Here is a 15,851-nt window from a genome sequence, read left to right as displayed (position 1 = left end):
CCATGGGCATGCTCAACCACCATTTCGCAGCAGCCGCCTGATCGGCGCAGAGCGACAGCCTACCTCTGACTGCCGCCAATCTTTGCAACAGAGCCGCCGATGATAACCCGAATGCGTGCGTCTACGCGGGAATGTATAACATGGTGACGGATCGGATCGACATTTGGAGCCATAGTTATTATGCTGTTGCGCCTTCCAACGCTTTATAAAGGGCGGTCTTCCCGATTTTCAGGCGAGCGGCAGCCTCGCGCACAGTGAGGCCCGCTGCGATGTGCGCCCGCGCCTTGCGCAACTTGTCGGGGGTGACGACGGGGCGGCGCCCGCCCTTGCTGCCGCGCTCGCGCGCGGCGCGCAGGCCCGCCTGGGTGCGCTCGCGGATCAGATCGCGCTCAAACTGCGCGAGGGATCCGAAGATGTTGAACACCAGCATCCCTCCCGGTGTGGTGGTATCGATATTCTCGGTTAGCGAGCGGAACCCGATGCCTCGCGCCGCCAGTTCACCAACCTTCTCGATGAGGTGGCTCATCGAGCGACCGAGGCGATCGAGCTTCCACACCACCAGCGTGTCGCCGGCGCGCAAATAGGCCAGTGCTTCGGCAAGGCCCGGCCTGTCAGCCCTGGCTCCCGACGCCTGATCATCGAAAACACGATCGCATCCTGCTCGCTGCAGAGCGTCATGCTGGAGCGAGAGCTTCTGGTCGGGGGTGGAGACCCGCGCATAGCCGATCAGCGCCACGGGCCGCCCCATCGTGTCCGTTTTCCCATCATCATGCGATCTTGTCCGAATCGCCATCGAAGGTCCAGAGTTGACGGACACATTCCCGGTGGCCGTCCAACGGACGTCTGACGGACAGCGACATGGAGGGGTTCGAGCTTGGCCAGAAGACACCTGCTGACCCGTGAGATGCTTGCGGACCATTATGATCCCTCGCTCGATGAACGCGAAATCGCCCGCCACTTCACCTTGACCCGGGACGACCTTGAACTGATCGCATCCCGTCGCGGCGACGCCACCCGCCTCGGCTATGCGATGCTGATGCTGTATCTGCGCTGGCCGGGGCGCGTGCTGGAAGCCGGCGAAGCGCCGTCCATGCCGATCCTCGCGTTCGTGGCCCGTCAGTTGGATGTGTCGCCCGCGTCATGGCGCGATTATGCCCGGCGCGACGAGACGCGGCGAACGCACCTTGCCGACCTGTCGCGGCGCTTCGGTCATCTCGTTTTCGGTCGCGCGGATTTCCACGCGTTGGTCGCTTTCGCCATGCCGATCGCGCAGACCGTCATCCAGCCCTCGCGGCTTGCCAGCATAGTCATCGGCGAGATGCGACGTCGGCGATTGCTGCTGCCGCCTGTTACGGTGATCGAGGCGATCGTACGACGGGCGCGGCAGCAGGCCGGGGAACTGGTCCATGACGTGCTCGCCGGGGGTTTCGGCGAACCCGAACGCGCACGGCTCGACGCCCTCCTGTCGCGGCGCGACGACAAAAGCGCGACCTGGCTCTCATGGCTGCGCAACCCGCCGCTGTCCCCAGCACCGCGCAATGTCCTGCGACTGATCGACCGGCTTGACCACGTTCGCGCGCTGGGCCTGACTGCATCGCGCGCCGCGACGATCCCGCAGACGGCGTTCGACCGGATCGCCGACGAGGCGGCACGCATCACGCCGCAGCATCTGGCGGAATTGCCCGACCAGCGTCGGCATGCGATCCTTGCTGCTGCCGGCATCCGGCTCGAGGAAAGCCTGACCGATTCTGTGCTGACGATGATGGACAAGCTCCTGGGGAGCATGATGCGTCGGGCCGAGAACCGGACCAAGGATAAGGCGATCGGCACGATCCGGTCATTGCAGGCGCAGCTTCGCCTGCTCAGCGGCTCGTGCCGGGCCTTGCTAGACGCACGAGCGCAGGGCGTGGATTCTCTTGCCGCCATCGGTTCGATCGACTGGGAGAGACTGGGACCGGCGGTCGCGGACGCCGAGCTGCTGATCGCGCCGGAAACGATCGACCGCACGGCCGAACTGATCGAGCGGCAGCGCTCACTGCGCTCCGTGATCGGGCCGTTCCTCAACGCCTTCGAGTTTCGCGGAGCGGGCGCGGTGCAGGGGCTGCTCGATGCGGTCCGCCTCGTGGCTGACATCTATCGCACCGGACGCCGCCGCCTGCCCGACAAACCGCCGCTCCGGTTCGTGCCGCCGTCATGGCGGCCGTTCGTGCTGCGCAATGGCGTGGTCGTTCGCGCCGCCTATGAACTTTGCGTACTCACCCAACTGCGCGACCGGCTGCGCGCCGGCGACATATGGGTGGCGGAAAGCCGCCAGTATCGCTCCTTCGACAGCTATCTTCTGCCATCTGCCACCTTCGACGCGATGCGCGCACGGGGACCGCTGCCGCTGGCGATCGACACCGATTTCGAAAGCTTCATCGCCGAACGCCGCGCCAGCCTAGACACCGTGATCGAGCGGGTGACGATCCTCGCCCGGCAGGGAGAGCTGCCCCAGGTGCGCCTTGACGGCAACGGCTTGGTCATATCGCCGCTCAAGGCAATCACGCCGCCTGGCGCAGAAGATATGCGCCGCATCGCCTATGATCGGCTGCCACGCGTGAAGATCACCGATCTTCTTTTGGAGGTCGATAGCTGGACCGGCTTTTCCGAATGCTTCACCCATCGCCGCTCCGGTCGCGTGGCGGATGACCGCAACGCGCTCCTGACCGTGATCCTGGCCGACGGCATCAATCTCGGCCTGACGCGCATGGCCGAGACCTGTCAGGGCGCAACCTTGCGTCAGCTCGCCCATCTCCACGACTGGTATATCAGCGAAGCCGCCTATGGTGAGGCGCTGGGGCGGTTGATCGACGTCCACCGCACCGTGCCGCTGTCCGCGCTGTGGGGCGACGGCACCACCTCTTCGAGCGACGGTCAGCTCTTCCATGCGGGCGGCCGCGGCACCGCGATCGGCGACATCAACGCGCGCAACGGCAACGAACCTGGCGTCAGCTTCTACACCCACATCTCGGATCAATATGATCCGTTCGCGAGCCGCGTGATCGCGGCGACCGCCGGCGAGGCCCCCTATGTCCTCGACGGGCTGCTATACCATGCCACCGGCCTGTCGATCGAAGAGCACTACACCGATACCGGCGGCGCATCCGATCATGTGTTCGGCCTGATGCCTTTCTTCGGCTACCGCTTCGCGCCGCGCCTACGCGACCTTAAGGACCGGCGCCTGCATCTGCTGCCGGGCCAGGAAGCGGGGCCGCTGCTGACCGGCATGACTGGCGATCCGGTCGCCATCGGGCATGTCGCCGCCCATTGGGACGAACTGCTGCGTCTCACTACCTCGATCCGCAGCGGCACAGCCACCGCATCGGCAATGCTGCGCAGATTGTCCGCTTACCCACGCCAGAACGGACTGGCGCTGGCCTTGCGCGAGGTCGGGCGGATCGAGCGTTCGATCTTCATGCTCGACTGGCTGCGCGATCTCGACCTACGCCGGCGCACCCAAGCTGGCCTTAACAAGGGCGAGGCGCGCAACGCGCTCGCCCGTGCGCTCTTCTTCAACCAGCTTGGCGAGCTGCGCGACCGGCGGTTCGAGAACCAGACCTATCGCGCCTCCGGCCTCAATCTCCTTGTGGCCGCCATCATCCTGTGGAACACCCGCTATCTCGAACAGGCAGTCGGGGCGCTGGCGATCCCGGAAGACATTGCTCGCCATATCGCCCCACTGGGATGGGAGCATATCTCGCTCACCGGCGACTATCGCTGGAATGTCGAAAGCCGCCCAGATCCCGGCCAACTCCGCCCGCTGCGCGCACCGTCATCGCTCCTGGCCGCATGACAGCACTCGCCCGTGTTCACGAGAGGTTCTCCCCTAGCGTACGTAAAACTCACTTTCGTGTAGTGACCCCTGATAGTCGCCGGTGCCGGAAACGTCAGCGACTACCCCTGTCAGCGTTTCGGACCGAGACAGGCCGGCGTCAGCACTGAAATCGAGATTAAGTTCGCCAAGCGGGCGCCCATATCCGCTGGTAAATGTGATCGCGTCCTGGGAGGGGATCAGGCTGCGATCGTTTTGGGAGGCAGTAGATGCAAAGCGATCTCGTTGGCGAATGCCACCTTGATGCAAAAGGGTCAGTGCGGCCGTCAGGCGCTGATCGTTCCGGATTCGGCTATAGCGCAGCGTTGAAGTTTCCGCCTCGCCAGCGCCCGTCCGTCGCCATTGACCCAGAACCTTCCGCCGCAAAAAATTGGAATTTTGGCCGTAATTCAAGATTGATCACGGTTTGGGCCGGGGAAAATCCGAACTCGCGCGCTTTGGTGGGATTCAGAAGCTGAATTTGCTCCAGAGCCTCCGGGGGTAATGCCTCGATCGCATCGTTGGATGCGAGCCGCCGCCCGTTGACTATGATTGAGACGTTGGGGCCAAAGCGTGCCGAAAGGCGGCCTAGCAGCTCACCGATGCTGTCGGTCGCATAAATTTTGATTACGTCAGGTGGAATGCTCTCGGCTACGTCCTTTTCGGCAATGGTGCGGGGCCGCCGGCCTGTTACGATGATTTCTGCCGTTCCAATCGCAGGGTCAGTCGCCGAGCGGGATTGGGCATGAGATGCTGATGGAGCGTAAATCACGCTCGCGCACAAGGCCGAAGCCACCCACGGCCAAATTTCCTTGCATTGCGCCCCAAGCTGAAAGAGAGGCCGCCTAACGTTAGGCCGGTTCATAGACGGGTGCCTTACCCGGTGACATCCGACCTGCAGTGCTCCTGCTGATCGTGGATGGCGGCCCTTCGAACGAGAATTCGCAAGCACATTGGCTCGCGTGTCAGATCAGCGTTGATGACGATCGAGCTAGCGGCTTGGGTGGGCTGATCATACTTGGATACGCGCAAGTTAGCGACCAATCCCGATCGGGATTGGTCGCTACAGGAGATTACTGAATCTGAATCCAGTCGGTGATTGCGTTGAAGGGCGAGGAGGCGTTGCGCGCCGTCACCGAGTACTTTCCGCCGCTGCTGCCGTCGATCTGATATTGGCGGTCGAAGCCAATGTAGATGGAACCATTGGGGCAAGTGCGTGTCGGAGCCAGGGCCGTGCCGCATAGAGGCCAGGTTTGCACGGCGGAATTGGAGACGATGACGCCATCCAGCGTAACGGTCCTAACGGTTTGAGCGTAGCCGATTTCGCGAACGGTGATGCGGACTTGGGCGCCGCCGTGATCTCCAGCAGTCAGATATTGCGAAGGACTGATTGCTTCCGGGCCGCCGTATTGCGTCGATGCCACCTCGATGATCTGGACACTGGTCAACGCAGGGGCAGCGAGTGCTGGAGCCGCAGAAGCGAGCATTACTGCTGAAGTGACTGCGGCTGCGAATACTTTCATTTTGAACATATGCCCCCTCCTTCATGGTCAATAAAGGAGGGCGAGCCTGTCATGTTCGCCCGTCTGGTGCAATATGGGTTTATCCACTATGATGATTACCCCGAGTTTTTTCGGCCGGATAATGCTGAGAGGACATCATTCACGGACATTTCAACCTTGGATGCGGCATGGCTTTGCATCGTTTGAAGCCAATCCAGTGTTTCTTGGGGCATCCGAAAGGCTCCGCCGTCCACACCCGGGGTGGAAACCAACTGTGTTTTGATGTGGGCAATCGCATCCTTTGGGATATCTGAATAGACAGGGATTTTTCCGGAAAAGTCTACATTATCAAGTATATATCCTTGGAGGCCGCCGGTATTATCCAAAGATGCCCCATGATTGAGAACGGCATCTTTCAATATCACCTGTGCTTGTTTTGCGCTTATGCGAGTGAAGTCGAATTGTCCTTCAGGAAGGCCCTGCATTTCGCTAATGAGTCGTGCGCCTTCAGCGTAATGCGCCTTAAATTCTTCTTGAGTATGGTCAATGTTGTTGTAATTCACATCGAAATCAAACGTTTGCGTGGCGGATTTTGCCTTGGCATCATTTGAGATCGTCACCAGAGTTCCATCGGATGACGTGGATGCAAGAGATTGAGCAAACGTCAGGTCTTTCGCCGCAGTCGAGAGCGGAACAGCGCTCTGGCGTAGAAAAGATGTATTAGAGACGGAATTGATCATGATGCCCCTTCCCGAGAGAAATTGCGGACACCATTAAGCATCTCAATTAATAATTTGCGAATTATGTATTGGGGGATTTACGGAGTGAATGGGCTTTGGCGTAGGTGCCAAGATGCGCACCGTCACCGTGCCGTCGCCGGAAAAATAACCGGTAAATGGAGGTGCCCATCTCATTGAAGCTCTCCGTTCCTTCCCCGTCGTAATAGGCCGGGTCCGCCTCGCTCCAATAGCGTTCGAGGTGTGGGCATAGGGCGGCGTCACGATGAGCGACGGCGCTTTGTCCCAGCTCGCCGCAACATGCCGCGCCTGCCCCCTGCTCCGCTCCGTCAGCTCGATCGTCGCCAGATCGTGACAGGGAACACCGGCGTTGCCGGTGCTTTCCCCATGCCGGATGAATACTGCGCGCATGGCTATTTCAGCAGCAGGGCGGCGGCTCCCTGCCCTTTCAGCAGTTTGACCGCCGTTTTGTCGAAGGACACGAACGTCTCCCCGCCGTGGAATCGGCCGTCAAAGGCGATCACCCCGTCCGCGAAATCGCCGCCCGCATCGAGGATGACCAGGCCCGCTTCCACCGCAGGGCGATTGACGACGACGTTCTCCGCTTCGATCAGGCCCCGGATCGCGGCGGCAATTTCGGGCCGGGTTTTCTTGTAGAGGCGTTCCAGAACCCAGGCGAGTTCGCACAATGAATGCACGCTGATGGCAACGTGGGTCGCGCTTTCCATCGCTTCGACGGCGGCGAGGCTCTGCGCTTCGTCGTCCGCCAGCACTAGGCGCAGCAAGACGTTGGTGTCGGCCGTGATCTTCATTTATCGTCCAGACCGGCCACGCCGGCAGCAGCGCCCGCTTCCGCGATAGCATCGTTGATTTCTTCGATCGTGAACCGGGGGCCGTCGCCCTTCCCCTTGAGCATCCCGTGCAGCGCCCGCCACGAACCCTTTGGCTGGTCCGCTTTCAGTTCCGCCCTGCCATCGGGCAGCAGGTCGAGTCTGATCTTGCCGCCGGGCTGAATACCGAGATGTTTCAGAATATCCTTCCGAAACGTTACTTGGCCCCGCGCGGTCACGCTTAATGTCGCCATGGTCATTACCTCCATATCAAACCAAGGTAATGCAGAACCGCCTTACATTCAAGACCCCAATCCTGATGGCCCCTTTCCTTCCCCGTGCTTCCGTTGACGCGGCCGGATCGAGCTATCGTCATTTCAATGACGCCGACGCACCTGATACCCTTGCAATTCGGGGATTCCCTTTTCTTCGTATAGGAGTATACAAGTATAAAGTTATACCTGTAGGAGTGTAGAATGAAGGTTCTCGCCATCCTCTCGCAAAAGGGCGGGGTTGGGAAAACGACGCTCGCAACCTGTTTGGCGGTCGCGGCCGAGCAGGCGGGCAAGGTTGCGGCTATCATCGACTTGGACCCGCAGGCGACGGCCTCGTTCTGGAAGGACGTGCGTCAGATCGATACGCCCGCCGTAGCGTCGATTCAGCCCGTGCGCCTGCCTGCTATGCTCAAAGCCTGCGAGGACGCCGGAACCGATCTTGTCGTGATCGACGGCGCGGCGGTCGCGCGGGACGTGGCCTATGAGGCGGCGCGTCATGCCGACTTCATCCTGATCCCGACCAAGACGGCCGTATTCGACACCATGAGCATGACGCACACGCTGGACATTGTGCGCCAGCTCGATCGCGCCTTTGCCGTTGTCCTTACCTTTGTGCCGCCGCAAGGTCAGGAAACGGCCGACGCGATCAAGGCCGTGGCCGAGCTGGGGGCGACCGTCTGCCCGGTGACGATCGGCAGCCGCAAAGCCTTTTTCCGCGCCCAGGCCGCAGGGCAGGCGGTGCAGGAGTTCGAGCCGCAGGGACCGGCGGCCGATGAAATCCGTCGTTTATACGAGTATACAACTATACGAATATACAATGAAGCGGAGGCGGCATGATGGCGAAGGGCGGCAATTCCCTGCAAGCGATGCTTGACCGCGCTATGACCAGCGGCGAGCCCGCCCCGGCGATCGCGCCGGTAGACTCCCCGCAAAGGACTGCGCCGAGCGGCCGACAGGGAACTAAGCTGATCGGTGGACACTTCCCCCCGGAGGTCAGCACCCAGCTCCGTATCCTCGCAGCCGAGGAAGGAACGACCGTTCAGAAGCTGCTAGGTGAGGCACTGGACGATCTATTCGTGAAGAAAGGCCGCAGCCGGATTGTCGGCTAGTATAGGCGTATATTTGTATACGCCTATACTAGCGTAACGGGCTGCGCTTGTGCCGGTTGCGGCAGAAGCCGACGAAGGCGGCACGAGGGCTTTTCAGCTCTGGCCGTCCGCTGTCGTTCCACCACGAAACCCATTCGTCATATAGTCCGTAAACGTCATAGCCCGGTGCAACGCTCTTGGCGTCGTGGAAGCCTTCCGGGTCGATAAAGGGGCGCTCGGGTTCCGGCTCGATCGCTTCGGCCGCACCTAACGCCTCGCGGTTGCGAAATGTGACCGTGTTACCGTTCATTTCCACGGCGTAATCGGGGAGGTGATCGTGGGCGACAAGATCGCGCAGCATCGAGCGGAACACGCGCATATGGCTGCTAGCGCCGGTCTTTTTCTGTAGAACTTCCGCCGAAATCGACCATTTTTCCTGCGCGCCGCAATGTTTGCGGGCCAGCTCGTAAATCCGGCGCTCTAGCGGCTTGCGGAGCCGGAAATAATCGCGGTGCAGCGTCAGGACGCTACGCCCTTCGATCATCTTGAACAGCCATTCCGACAGCGTGACCTTGATTTCCGACATTTGGCCGGAGCGGGTTTGCCGCACGATCCGCCATTCATTGATAAGACCGAAACCTTCGGTAATTTCCTCACCATCGGCCTTGATGTTGGTTGTGATCCGCGTCCCGGCCAGGCGCTCGAACGCGCTCCGCAGCCGATCATAGCCGTCGCCATCGGTTTGCCGGTTGGTCCATACCAGCAGATCGCGGGCGGTGAGGTGCAAGGTGCGGCTAGGCTTCTCGCCCTGGTTCATCTTCGCGATGAGCTGCGAAATGCAGTAGATCAATATGTCCTTGTCGTGGATCGTCGCCAGCCCTTTGACGCTGGGGACGATTTCGACTGTGTTGCCGTTATGCTCATAGCGGAACACACGGCGATCAGGCTTGGTGGCAAGCGAGAATATCGGATGCTCCATCGAGGCCATATCGTCCTTGGGGATGGCGTCGAGAACATCGCAGATGAACAGATCGGGGGTAGGGTAGCGATCAGGCAGTAGCGCCGGTCGCCCGCCATCACCGTTGCCGTTCGGGGTTTCGTTGACGGCTAGGCTCAATTCGGGGTTTCGTTGACGGCTAGGCTCAATTCGGGGTTTCATTGACGCCGACCGTAGATTCGGGGTTTCGTTGACGCAACGGAAAAGTTCGGGGTTTCATTGACGCTTGGATGAGATTCGGGGTTTCGTTGACGCAGATTCGGGGTTCTGGAGTCACTGGATTCGGGGTTTCGTTGACGATTGGGGCTAAGAAAACTCCATTTATTACTTTATTTTCAACGGCATACAAAGCCACCAAAAACCCGTAACACGATTCTTAACCCATATATTAACACTAGGCGACCCTGTGGATAATTTCAGACCACTGCACTTTACTCAGGGCAGAGGGCGCGGCTTCGACCCGCCTAACATGGACGACCGCTAGCGCGGTCGGCGCAATTTGTTTGTTTAGGATCAGGATTACAGGGCAGCGCCCAGCCCTCAGTGCCGCGCTTGGGGATAGGTCGAAAACATGGCTTTCCAGGGAAGCCAGTCCGATAGGGCGGCGCCCCGATCGAGAGGGCAGTGGAGGCGGAAACGCCCCCACTGGCGCGATTTCCGAGCCGCACAGCCCCGTTTCAGACCTTTAGCAACCCCCGAGGGGTTTTCAGGACAATGATCCTCCACGGCCTTCCTGCCGCTTGAGGGCGCGGCCGAGCGTATTGCGCCCGACCTTCAAAATCCGGGCCATGCCCGCGACGGATTCTTCTCCGGCGTCGATCGTCCGGCGCGCATGATCCACATCGGCCACCGTCAATTTGCGGCGTCGGCCGAGCTGGACCCCGCGCCGCTTCGCCGCCGCAAGGCCCACCCTGGTTCGCTCCATCGTCAGATCGCGCTCGACTTCGCCCAGCCACCCGAACACCGACAGCAGCAGCTTGCCCGTCGAGCTGGTCAGGTCGATCGCCTCGGTCAGCGAGCGGAACCCGATCCCGCGTCGGTCGAGATCGAGGACGATGTTGACGACATGCTGCATCGAGCGGCCGAGCCGGTCGAGCTTCCACACCACCAGCACATCGCCGGGGGCGAGCTGGCCCAGCGCCTGGTCAAGCCCCGACCGGTGGCGCGAGGCTCCCGACATGGTATCTTCAAAGATCGTTGCGCACCCCGCCGCGCGCAGCGCCTCGCGCTGGGGTGCGGCGGTCTGGTCGCGGGTCGAGACACGGGCATAACCGATCAGTTTCATGGGCCGCATTTTGGTGCGGATTTTTGGTGCGCGCAACGGCGCGGAAAAGCTGGGGCGGGGAGGGTGCGCCAAAAAGGTCCGTTTTTGGTGCGGGCGAGCTGCGGAACTTGCCGTGGTGATGCATCATCGGCCTGGATTGCATGGGGATCAATCCGGGGCGCGATCAGGCGAACGTTCCTCGCTTTGCGCTTCGGCATCGAAAGCGCGTTTGCCGCGCCGCTTCCATAGGGCCAAGACATCGCCGGCATCTTCGCCGCGTGCCTTGGCGACAAGATCAAGCATGGCCCCGTAGAGGGTGGCGCGATCGTCGTCGGTCAGATCGACGAGCCCAGCTTTGTGGACGAGGCCGCCCAGTTCGATGAGGTGACGGGTACGTTCACGCCGCGCCACAACCCACTCCCTGGTATCGGTGCGCCGTTGTCCGGCCTCAGCCCTGCGGATTGCTTGCGCCAGCTTCGCTTGCGACGCCATTGTCCGTTGTAGTGCCTCGCCCACCTTTGCGCCCGCGCCGCTGAAAGAAGGCAGCGCCTTTCGTGCGCCACGCCTCCTTGGTGTCTGCGTTGGCTTCCATGGCTTCGATGAGTACGCCGACAAGGATGTTGAGATCGAGCGCATCGGCGCCGGTCGCGGTGACCAGTTCGCCCAGTTGCTGGACCTTCCTGGCCTTGAGCGTGGAAACCTTGTCGCTGAGTGCTTTCAATTCCGCATCGTAATCCCGAACCTTACGCATCGCGCGCTCCTCAAACCCAATCCAGGGGCACACCCTAGCACGAACCAGAATGCAGAAAACAACCAATGATATCCCAAGTCAGTAGTCAATCACAGGAACGACAGAGAGTGGGAGTGCGCGCTTATACGTCGTTGCCGACGTGCACTAAAAAAAGTAAGTTAACGGCTGTCATGGCAATCTACCATTTCTCGGCCAAGGTGATCAGTCGCAGCAGCGGGTCAAGCTCCGTTGCGAGTGCGGCCTATCGTTCCGCGTCCGAGCTGCACGATCAGAGGCTTGGGCGCGACCATGACTTTTCGAACAAGGCCGGCGTCGTCCATTCCGAAGTGATGTTGCCGGAGGGCGCGCCGGAGCGCCTTCGCGACCGCGAAGCCTTGTGGAACGAGGTCGAGGCTCGCGAGGTTCGCAAGGACGCGCAACTGGCGCGGGAGGTGGAATTCTCGATTCCGCGCGAGATGAGCCAAGTGGAGGGCATCGCGCTCGCCCGCGAGTTTGTCGAAAAGCAGTTTGTCGAGCGCGGCATGGTCGCGGACCTCAACGTACATTGGGACAAGGGCAAGGACGGGGAGCCCAAGCCGCACGCGCATGTCATGCTGTCGATGCGCGAAGTAGGGCCGGAGGGGTTCGGTGCGAAGGTACGCGAGTGGAACAGCGCGGAGCTGCTGAAGGAGTGGCGCGAGGCGTGGGCGGATCACGTCAACGAGCGCCTGGCCGCGCTCGATATTGATGCCCGGATCGATCACCGCAGCTACGAGGCGCAAGGTATCGAGTTGGAGCCGCAGCACAAGATCGGGCCGGCGGCGATGCGGCGCGAAGAAGTGGGGCTTGAGGGCGAACGCATCGAGGACCATGCGCGGATCGCGCGCGAGAATGGCGGGAAGATCATCGCCAATCCGTCCATTGCGCTCGATGCGATCACGCGGGGGCAGGCAACGTTTACGGAACGCGATCTGGCGCAGTTCGCGTTCCGGCACAGTGACGGCAAGGATCAGTTCGATGCGGTGATGGGGGCGGTTCGGTCCAGCCCCGAGCTGGTGGCGCTGGGCCGGGACGGGAAGGGGCAGGACCGGTTCACGAGCCGGGAGATGATTGCGGCCGAAGTGCGGTTGGAGCGAGCGACCGAGAGCCTGGCGCAAGATCGGGGGCACGAGGTTGGCGCGCGCCACCAGGAGCGTGCGCTGGCGCAGGCCGAGAGCCGGGGACTGGTGCTGTCGGGCGAGCAGCGCGGGGCGTTCGAGCATATAACCGGCGACAAGGGCCTGGCCTCGGTGGTGGGCTATGCCGGCACTGGCAAGTCGGCAATGCTGGGCGTGGCACGTGAGGCCTGGGAGGGGGCGGGCTATTCGGTGCGCGGGGCGGCGCTTTCGGGAATTGCCGCCGAGAATCTGGAAAACGGCTCGGGCATCGCCTCGCGCACGATCGCGAGCCTCGAATACCAGTGGGGGCAGGGCCGCGAGCTGCTGGGGCCGGGTGATGTGCTGGTGATCGACGAGGCCGGCATGGTCGGCACGCGCCAGATGGAGCGCGTGTTATCCCATGCGCAGGAAGCCGGCGCCAAGGTGGTGCTGGTGGGCGATCCCGAGCAGCTGCAGGCGATCGAGGCGGGGGCGGCGTTCCGTTCGGTCACGGAGCGGCATGGCTGGTCTGAGATTGGCGAAATTCGCCGCCAGAACGCGGAGTGGCAGCGCGATGCGACCAAGGCGTTGGCGACGGGGCGCACGGCTGAGGCGATCCATGCCTATGAGGCGCGCGGCATGGTCACGGCGGCCGAGACGCGCGAGCTGGCGCGCGCCGATCTGGTGGACCGTTGGGATGCGCAGCGGCTTGCCGACCGAGATCAGACGCGCATCATCCTCACCCATACCAACGCCGAGGTGCGCGACCTCAACCTTGCCGCGCGGGGCCGCTTGCGGGCCTCGGGCGAGCTGGGCGAGGACGTGCGGGTGTCGGCCGAGCGGGGCGCGCGCGAGTTTGCGAGCGGTGATCGCATCATGTTCCTCAAGAACGAGCGCGGGCTTGGGGTGAAGAACGGCACGCTGGGCGAGATCGAGCGGGTCAGCGCCGAGCGCATGGCGGTGCGGCTCGACGATGGCCGTTCGGTTGCTTTCGACACCAAGGACTATGCCCATGTTGATCATGGCTATGCCGCGACCATCCACAAGTCGCAGGGGGTGACGGTCGATCGGGCGCATGTGCTGGCGACGCCGGGCATGGACCGCCATTCGGCCTATGTGGCATTGTCGCGGCACCGGGACGGGGTGCAGCTTCATTACGGCCGCGATGATTTTGCCGAGCAGCGCCAGCTTGTTCGCACGCTTGGACGCGAGCGGGTCAAGGATATGGCGTCGGATTACCCGATGTTCCGGGACCGCGACGGCGAGGTGCGTGCCTTTGCCGAGCGGCGCGGGCTTTCTGGCGAGATCCGCTTGCCGGATGCGCCGGACAAGCGCGGCGTGGAGATCCTCGGGCCCCGTGCGGGCACCATGCGCACGATGGGGCAGGAATCCGGCGTCGCTGGCCGCAACGCCGACCGCGGTGTCGGAGAAGCGAAGGCCGCGCCCGGGCCTGAGCCGCGGCGCGGGTTGTTCGATGGTCTGCGCTCCGGTCTGGCGCGTTCGGCGCCGGAGCGCGGGCAGGGCGTACAAGGCGACAAGCCCCGGCGTTCGATATTCGACGGGTTGAAGCTGTCGGCCGCGCCGGTGTCGCCAGCACCGGCAAAGGTATCCGAGCCGGGGGCGGATCGCAGCTACGTCCAGGCGGTCGAGCGGGTGGCGCGATCGGCGCAGGCCATCGTGCAGGCGCAGGACAGGGGCGCGCCCGTTCTTGAGCATCAGAAGGTGGCTTTGAGCGAGGCCCGCGACAAGCTGGAGCAGGTGCGGCCTGGCGCGGTTCACGACATGATGTCTGCGGCGGCGCGCAATCCCGCGCTGATCGGCGAGGCGGCGGCGGGGCGCAGCGCGTCGATGCTGGCGGCGATCGGCGAGGAAGGGCGGGTGCGCGCCGATCCCGGCTTGCGCGCCGACCGGTTCGTGGCGGACTGGCAGAAGCTTACCCAGGCCCGCGAGCGTCTGGATGGTGCTGGCGATCGCAGTGGCAGCGAGAAGGCGCGTCAGGCGATGCTGGGTATGGCCAAGGGGTTGGAGCGCGATCCGCAGGTGGAATCGCTCCTGCGCGGGCGCACCCGCGAGCTGGGGCTTGATGCGCGGATGGACAAGTTACCCAACATCGAGCGGCGCCTTGGCCGCGAGCTGGAAATGGACCTGGGCCTTGGGCGCGGCCGCGATCTTGGCATGAGCCGGTAAGGAGACACCATGGACGAGGACGACTATCGGGGCGATGTTCCTGCCGGCGACGATCCGGCGGCGGCGTTTGAAGCGCTGCGCGGCGAGGTGGCCTTGCTGCGTCATGCGGTCGAGGGGTTGGCATCGGCGCGCGCCGAACTGGAGATTCCGAACTATCAGCCAACGCTCGAGCGCACCGAAAAGGTGTTGGGCGTCCTCGCGCAGCAGCTCGACAACGTGCGCAAGAGTCCGGCGATGGCGCTGACCCCTGAAAACATGGGGGAGCGTTTAAACGCCTCGGTGCGCAACTCCACCTTTGAGCTGCGCAATCTGCTCACCGCCTCGCAGACGGCGCTGGATGGTGCGACGCGCGACTTGTCTGGCCTGGTGGCGCGGGCGCGGCGCGGCGAGGAGCAGCGGCGGCTATTATGGCAGTGCGGTGGCGGCGGGGTTTTGGCTGGCGCCCTGCTCTACGCGATGTTGATGGGGCCGCTCACGCGCGTGCTGCCGACGAGCTGGGGTGTGCCCGAAACCATGGCGACCCGGGCGCTGGGGGAGGCCTCGCAGTGGGATGCCGGGCAGCGGCTCATGCAGGCCGATGCGCCGGCAAGCTGGCATATCATCGTTGCCGCAGCGCCGCTCGCGGAGGGGAACCGGCAGGCCATCCAGGCGTGCAGTGAAACTGCCGCGAAGATCAAGAAGGCCGTGCGCTGCTCGATTACGGTCAAGCCAGAGATTGGAAAGAATTAGCTTGGAATGTACCCGATGCCCTTACGACACCGGGTACAGAGCGTTTTCAGTAGTTGTAATTGACGGTGACCGAATTGGTGAAACCCGCTGTTGTCGGGTAGGTGCCGCCCGTCAGGATGTAGATAATTCGGAAAGAGCCCCGTGCGGCGAGGCCATTGAAATCACTGGTTGTCCCGCTTGCCAGAGAGGAAATGTCCTTGCAGGTGGTATAGGTCGTGGCTCCGGGAGGAGTGTAGCACAGCCGTCGATTCTGCGTGGTCCATCCATTTGAGTAGGAGCCGGCTGACCAGGACACCGAAGTTATGGTGGCTGATGTTGAAATACCGCCGGGCGGTGAATGGAAGCTCGAATTCTCCGTGCCAGCCACATAGATATTGGGGCCGGCTCCGGTCTTCGTGTAGGTGCCGCTCGCGGCGAACGCGGCCTGCGAACTGAGAGCCTGATCCGAAACTAAGTTGAGTGGTATCAGTGGGTTAGCTTGACGCGAGCCCAAGTCGTTGATTCAGGTGGTTTTGCGAAGACTACC

The 15,851-nt window shown here is 62.6% G+C and carries 16 protein-coding genes and 1 pseudogene; 5 read left to right on the top strand and 12 right to left on the bottom strand.

Going from position 1 to position 15,851, the window contains the following annotated elements:
- Positions 1-178 precede the first annotated feature (178 nt).
- Positions 179-736, bottom strand: coding sequence for a recombinase family protein (locus GGQ88_RS20325; protein WP_169576738.1), 558 nt, complete (start codon positions 734-736; stop codon positions 179-181).
- Between the two features lie 138 nt (positions 737-874).
- Here GGQ88_RS20325 and GGQ88_RS20320 point away from each other — a divergent pair, with 138 nt between their 5' ends.
- Positions 875-3,832, top strand: coding sequence for a Tn3 family transposase (locus GGQ88_RS20320; RefSeq protein WP_281372549.1), 2,958 nt, complete (start codon positions 875-877; stop codon positions 3,830-3,832).
- Positions 3,833-4,163: 331 nt separating this feature from the next.
- Here GGQ88_RS20320 and GGQ88_RS20315 read toward each other — a convergent pair whose 3' ends face one another.
- From GGQ88_RS20315 to GGQ88_RS20295, 6 genes and pseudogenes are all read right to left on the bottom strand, one after another.
- A complete protein-coding gene (locus tag GGQ88_RS20315) occupies positions 4,164-4,646 on the bottom strand; it encodes a TonB-dependent receptor (protein ID WP_183615257.1) in 483 nt (160 codons plus the stop codon).
- Between the two features lie 277 nt (positions 4,647-4,923).
- A complete protein-coding gene (locus GGQ88_RS20310) occupies positions 4,924-5,382 on the bottom strand; it encodes a DUF4879 domain-containing protein (protein WP_183615256.1) in 459 nt (152 codons plus the stop codon).
- Between the two features lie 86 nt (positions 5,383-5,468).
- Positions 5,469-6,092 carry a hypothetical protein gene (locus GGQ88_RS20305; RefSeq protein ID WP_183615255.1) on the bottom strand — a complete coding sequence of 208 codons (624 nt, stop codon included), beginning with the start codon at positions 6,090-6,092 and terminating at the stop codon, positions 5,469-5,471.
- A 175-nt stretch (positions 6,093-6,267) separates the two neighbouring features.
- Positions 6,268-6,500: pseudogene (locus GGQ88_RS21495) on the bottom strand (phosphoglycerate mutase family protein); the annotation flags it as partial.
- A 2-nt stretch (positions 6,501-6,502) separates the two neighbouring features.
- Positions 6,503-6,901 (bottom strand): type II toxin-antitoxin system VapC family toxin, encoded by a 399-nt coding sequence (locus tag GGQ88_RS20300; protein WP_183615254.1) that lies wholly within the window; start codon positions 6,899-6,901, stop codon positions 6,503-6,505.
- Positions 6,898-7,179, bottom strand: coding sequence for an AbrB/MazE/SpoVT family DNA-binding domain-containing protein (locus GGQ88_RS20295; protein ID WP_246386401.1), 282 nt, complete (start codon positions 7,177-7,179; stop codon positions 6,898-6,900). The genes GGQ88_RS20300 and GGQ88_RS20295 overlap by 4 nt, the downstream gene beginning before the upstream one ends.
- A gap of 216 nt (positions 7,180-7,395) precedes the next feature.
- Between GGQ88_RS20295 and GGQ88_RS20290 the strand changes: the two genes are divergently transcribed.
- Both GGQ88_RS20290 and GGQ88_RS20285 read left to right on the top strand, forming a co-directional pair.
- Entirely contained in the window at positions 7,396-8,031 is a 636-nt protein-coding gene (locus tag GGQ88_RS20290) for a ParA family protein (RefSeq protein ID WP_183615252.1), read from the top strand.
- 29 nt (positions 8,032-8,060) lie between these two features.
- On the top strand, positions 8,061-8,303 hold the full coding sequence (locus GGQ88_RS20285) for a ribbon-helix-helix domain-containing protein (protein WP_183615251.1): 243 nt from the start codon (positions 8,061-8,063) through the stop codon (positions 8,301-8,303).
- A gap of 28 nt (positions 8,304-8,331) precedes the next feature.
- Here GGQ88_RS20285 and GGQ88_RS20280 read toward each other — a convergent pair whose 3' ends face one another.
- The 4 genes from GGQ88_RS20280 to GGQ88_RS20265 all read right to left on the bottom strand — a co-directional run bounded on the left by GGQ88_RS20280 (position 8,332) and on the right by GGQ88_RS20265 (position 11,294).
- Positions 8,332-9,399: a replication initiator protein A gene (locus tag GGQ88_RS20280; protein WP_246386400.1), complete on the bottom strand. Its 1,068-nt coding sequence runs from the start codon at positions 9,397-9,399 to the stop codon at positions 8,332-8,334.
- 586 nt (positions 9,400-9,985) lie between these two features.
- Positions 9,986-10,564, bottom strand: coding sequence for a recombinase family protein (locus GGQ88_RS20275; protein ID WP_183615249.1), 579 nt, complete (start codon positions 10,562-10,564; stop codon positions 9,986-9,988).
- 147 nt (positions 10,565-10,711) lie between these two features.
- Positions 10,712-10,954 (bottom strand): conjugal transfer protein TraD, encoded by a 243-nt coding sequence (locus GGQ88_RS21490; RefSeq protein WP_183615248.1) that lies wholly within the window; start codon positions 10,952-10,954, stop codon positions 10,712-10,714.
- A gap of 37 nt (positions 10,955-10,991) precedes the next feature.
- Complete coding sequence (locus GGQ88_RS20265) at positions 10,992-11,294, bottom strand: conjugal transfer protein TraD (protein WP_183615247.1); 303 nt, start codon at positions 11,292-11,294, stop codon at positions 10,992-10,994.
- A gap of 170 nt (positions 11,295-11,464) precedes the next feature.
- On the opposite strand from GGQ88_RS20265, the gene traA reads away from it, so the two are divergent.
- Positions 11,465-14,596: a Ti-type conjugative transfer relaxase TraA gene (traA, locus tag GGQ88_RS20260; RefSeq protein WP_183615246.1), complete on the top strand. Its 3,132-nt coding sequence runs from the start codon at positions 11,465-11,467 to the stop codon at positions 14,594-14,596.
- Between the two features lie 9 nt (positions 14,597-14,605).
- Positions 14,606-15,325, top strand: coding sequence for a DUF6118 family protein (locus tag GGQ88_RS20255; RefSeq protein WP_183615245.1), 720 nt, complete (start codon positions 14,606-14,608; stop codon positions 15,323-15,325).
- 46 nt (positions 15,326-15,371) lie between these two features.
- Here GGQ88_RS20255 and GGQ88_RS20250 read toward each other — a convergent pair whose 3' ends face one another.
- Positions 15,372-15,818, bottom strand: coding sequence for a flagellar protein FlhE (locus GGQ88_RS20250; protein ID WP_183615244.1), 447 nt, complete (start codon positions 15,816-15,818; stop codon positions 15,372-15,374).
- Between the last annotated feature and the right edge of the window lie 33 nt (positions 15,819-15,851).

Origin of the sequence: Novosphingobium hassiacum (assembly GCF_014196055.1) — a bacterium.
Classification (GTDB): Bacteria; Pseudomonadota; Alphaproteobacteria; order Sphingomonadales; family Sphingomonadaceae; genus Novosphingobium; species Novosphingobium hassiacum.
Note: the sequence above shows the minus strand (reverse complement) of the source record. Positions and strands in the feature narration are given on the sequence as shown.

What these genes read in the sequence shown, in the direction of transcription:
- GGQ88_RS20310 (WP_183615256.1), bottom strand. Translation starts at nt 5,382, where the DNA reads ATGTTCAAAATGAAAGTATTCGCAGCCGCAGTCACTTCAGCAGTAATG.
- GGQ88_RS20305 (WP_183615255.1), bottom strand. Translation starts at nt 6,092, where the DNA reads ATGATCAATTCCGTCTCTAATACATCTTTTCTACGCCAGAGCGCTGTT.
- GGQ88_RS20300 (WP_183615254.1), bottom strand. Translation starts at nt 6,901, where the DNA reads ATGAAGATCACGGCCGACACCAACGTCTTGCTGCGCCTAGTGCTGGCG.
- GGQ88_RS20295 (WP_246386401.1), bottom strand. Translation starts at nt 7,179, where the DNA reads ATGACCATGGCGACATTAAGCGTGACCGCGCGGGGCCAAGTAACGTTT.
- GGQ88_RS20290 (WP_183615252.1), top strand. Translation starts at nt 7,396, where the DNA reads ATGAAGGTTCTCGCCATCCTCTCGCAAAAGGGCGGGGTTGGGAAAACG.
- GGQ88_RS20285 (WP_183615251.1), top strand. Translation starts at nt 8,061, where the DNA reads ATGCTTGACCGCGCTATGACCAGCGGCGAGCCCGCCCCGGCGATCGCG.
- GGQ88_RS20275 (WP_183615249.1), bottom strand. Translation starts at nt 10,564, where the DNA reads ATGAAACTGATCGGTTATGCCCGTGTCTCGACCCGCGACCAGACCGCC.
- GGQ88_RS20265 (WP_183615247.1), bottom strand. Translation starts at nt 11,294, where the DNA reads ATGCGTAAGGTTCGGGATTACGATGCGGAATTGAAAGCACTCAGCGAC.
- traA (WP_183615246.1), top strand. Translation starts at nt 11,465, where the DNA reads ATGGCAATCTACCATTTCTCGGCCAAGGTGATCAGTCGCAGCAGCGGG.
- GGQ88_RS20255 (WP_183615245.1), top strand. Translation starts at nt 14,606, where the DNA reads ATGGACGAGGACGACTATCGGGGCGATGTTCCTGCCGGCGACGATCCG.